Raw genomic sequence first — 3,370 nt, forward strand, 5'->3', positions numbered from 1 at the left:
CCATCCCACCCCTCAATCCAGATCGCTCAGCCGTCCCCCCGCGTCCGGCTGGGCATCCTCCACCCGGCGCAGCAGGCGGGTCAGCATCTCGCCGAGGCGGCCGCGCTCCTCGGCCGACAGGTCCTGGAGGAGGTCCTCCTCGAAGACGGTGGCCATCCGCATGGCCTCCAGCCACTTGCTCCGGCCCTCCTCCGTGATGCCGACGATGACGCGGACGCGGTTGCTCTCGTCGCGCTCCCGGGTCACCAGTCCCTCCGCGACCATGCGGTCGATGCGGTGGGTCATGGCGGCGGGGGTGAGGCCGAGCCGCTTGGCGAGGTCGCCGGGGCCCAGGCGGTAGGGGGCGCCGGCCAGCACGAGGGCCTTGAGGACCTCCCACTCGGCGTTGCTGATGCCGAGCTCGGCGGTCTGGCGTCCGTAGGCGACGTTCATCCGCCGGTTGAGGCGACTGAGGGCCGAGACGACCTTCTCCACCTGGGGGTCGAGGTCCTGGAATTCGCGCTGATAGGCGGCGATCTGTTCGTCGAGGCTCGGCTCGGAGGCGCCGGGGGTGTCAGCCATGCCCGGCAGTATGACACGAACTGATTCGCACTAAAGCCCTTCGGCATGTACTCTTTAGCTTCGAACTTTACTGTTGAAGTCTTCAGGCTTGGACAGTACCGCCCCTCAACCTCGACCTAGGAAGGTGAGTGTGACCACCGCGATGGGCGCAGCTCTGCGCCGGATCCAGCTGGGGAACGCCCTGAGCGCGTTCGGCAACGGCTTCACCGTCCCGTTCCTGTTCATCTATGTGTCGCAGGTACGGAACCTCGGAGCGAGCACCGCAGGCCTGGTGCTCATGACGTTCGCCGTGTCCGCGCTCGTCGTGCTGCCCTTCGTCGGCCGGGTCATCGACCGGCGGGGTCCGCTGCCTGTGGCCATCGCCGGTACGGTCTCCGCCGCCGCCGGGTCGATGGGGATGGGGCTGGCGTCCAGCGAGTCGCTGGTCTTCGCCGCGGCCGCCGCGCTGGGTGCCGGCATCGCGGTGATCCAGCCGACGCTGGCCACGATGATCGTCTGGTGCTCGACGCCGACGACCCGGTCGCGTGCGTTCGCGATGCAGTTCTTCCTGAACAACCTCGGTCTCGGCGTCGGCGGTCTGCTCGGCGGGCAGATCGTGGACACCTCGGACCCGGGCAGCTTCGTGCGGCTCTTCGCGATCGAGGCGGCGATGTTCCTGGTGCTGGGTGTCGCCGTGGCGACCGTGCGGCTGCCGAAGGCGCCGAAGGTCGAGGACGCGGTTCCGGTGGACGAGGACGCCAAGGGCGGCTGGCGGACGCTGCTGGGCGACCGGGCCATGGTGCAGCTGTGCCTCCTGGGCTTCGTGATGTTCTTCGCCTGCTACGGGCAGTTCGAGTCGGGCCTGGCCGCCTTCGCGGTCGAGGTCACCCGGATCTCGCCGGCGACGCTCGGCATCGCGCTCGCCGCCAACACCGCGGCGATCGTGCTGGCGCAGTTCGTCGTCCTCAAGCTGGTCGAGGGGCACCGGCGCAGCCGGGTCATGGCGCTCGTGGGTGTCATCTGGACCGTTGCGTGGGTGGCCGCGGGGGTCTCGGGGCTCGTTCCGGGGGCGCACGGGGTCGCGACCGCGCTGCTGATCTCCACGTACGCGCTCTTCGGCATCGGTGAGTCGATGCTGTCGCCGACGGTGGCTCCGCTGGTGGCGGACCTGGCGCCGGCCCGGCTGGTGGGTCAGTACAACTCTGCGTTCGCGCTCGTGAAGCAGCTCGCGCTGGCGGTCGGGCCGTCCGTGGGCGGTCTGATGGCCGGTGGCGGTCTGTATGCGGCGTACATCGCCATGGTGATCGCTTGTTCCGTGCTCATCACCGTCCTGGCGCTGCGGCTGGGCCGCCGGCTCACCCCGGCGCAGGACAACCCGCTGCTGGCGCGTGCGCAGCGCCGCCAGGTGGAGCCGGTGGAGCCGGTGGAGAAGCGCACTGCCGTGCCCGCCTGAGATACGCGGGCATATAAGACAGGCATATAAGGAAGAGGAGAGGGAGGGCGCTCGTAAGCGCCCTCCCTCTCCTCTTGTCACCCGTGCCCCGCCGGCAGGGCGAACTCGCACCAGACGGCCTTGCCGCCGCCGGGCGTGCGCCGGGAGCCCCAGGACGAGGCGATCGTGGCAATGATCGAGATGCCGCGGCCCGCCTCGTCGGCCGGCTCCGCGCGGCGCCGCCGGGGGAGGTGGTCGTCGCCGTCGGTGACCTCGATGATCAGCCGGCGGTCGGTGCGGCGCAGGCGCAGCCGCATGGGCGGTGTGCCGTGCTGGAGGGAGTTGGCGACGAGCTCGCTCGCGGCGAGGACGCCCAGGTCGCGCAGCTCGGTCGGGAAGCGCCAGCTGACGAGGACGCCCGAGGCGAAGGCGCGGGCCCGGGGTGCTGCTTCGATGCCGCCGAGGAGCTCCAGGGCGGCGTTGTGGAAGAGCTCGGCGTCGTGGCCGGTGCGGGCGGGGTGCTGCAGGACGAGGACGGCGACGTCGTCGTCGTGGTCGGCGGTCACGCCGAGGGCGCGGATCAGGCGGTCGCACATGACCTGGGGTGATCCGGTGGCGCCCGCGAAGGCGCGCTCCAGGGCGGCGACGCCTTCGTCGATGTCCTCGGTGCGGCGCTCGACGAGGCCGTCGGTGTAGAGGACCGCGCTGGAGCCGGGGCCCAGCGGCATGGTGCCGGAGGTGTGCATCCAGCCGCCGGTGCCGAGGGGCGGGCCGGTGGGTTCGGCGGCGCGGCGGACCGTGCCGTCGGGGTCGCGGACGAGGATCGGCAGGTGGCCCGCGGAGGCGTAGACCAGGCGGCCCTCGTTGGGGTCGTGGACGGCGTAGATGCAGGTGGCGATCTGGGTGGCGTCGATCTCGCCGGCGAGGCCGTCGAGGAGCTGGAGGACCTCGTGGGGCGGCAGGTCGAGGCGGGCGTAGGCCCGGACGGCGGTGCGGAGCTGGCCCATGACGGCGGCGGCGCGCACTCCGCGGCCCATGACGTCGCCGATGACGAGGGCCGTGCGGCCGGCGCCGAGGGTGATGACGTCGTACCAGTCGCCGCCTACGGCGGTGTCCTTGCCGCCGGGCTGGTAGGTGGCGGCGACGCGGAGGTCGTCGGGTTGTTCGAGCTCCTGGGGGAGGAGGCTGCGCTGGAGGGTGACGGCGGCCTCGCGCTGGCGGCGTTCGCTGGCGCGCAGCCGCTCGGCGGCCTCGACCTGGTCGGTGACGTCGGCGGCGAAGACGAGGACGCCGGGCTGTTTGGCCTCGGTGGCGCCGACTTCGATCGGGGAGCAGGTGAAGGTGTAGTAGCCGCTGCGGGGGCGGCTTTCGGCGTCGGCGGGGGCGGGGGTCTGGTGG

The 3,370-nt window shown here is 71.8% G+C and carries 3 protein-coding genes; 1 reads left to right on the forward strand and 2 read right to left on the reverse strand.

The features are described from left to right. Nucleotides 1–12 precede the first annotated feature (12 nt). On the reverse strand, nt 13–561 hold the full coding sequence (locus ACSNOH_RS34065) for a MarR family winged helix-turn-helix transcriptional regulator (protein WP_436725319.1): 549 nt from the start codon (nt 559–561) through the stop codon (nt 13–15). Nucleotides 562–691: 130 nt separating this feature from the next. On the opposite strand from ACSNOH_RS34065, the gene ACSNOH_RS34070 reads away from it, so the two are divergent. Beyond that, entirely contained in the window at nt 692–1,993 is a 1,302-nt protein-coding gene (locus ACSNOH_RS34070) for an MFS transporter (protein ID WP_436725320.1), read from the forward strand. Between the two features lie 77 nt (nt 1,994–2,070). Here the strand turns inward: ACSNOH_RS34070 and ACSNOH_RS34075 are convergent. Beyond that, on the reverse strand, nt 2,071–3,370 hold a 1,300-nt coding region (locus ACSNOH_RS34075; protein WP_436725321.1), incomplete at its 5' end, for an ATP-binding SpoIIE family protein phosphatase.

It is taken from the genome of Streptomyces sp. URMC 127, assembly GCF_051386535.1.
Classification (GTDB): Bacteria; Actinomycetota; Actinomycetes; order Streptomycetales; family Streptomycetaceae; genus Streptomyces.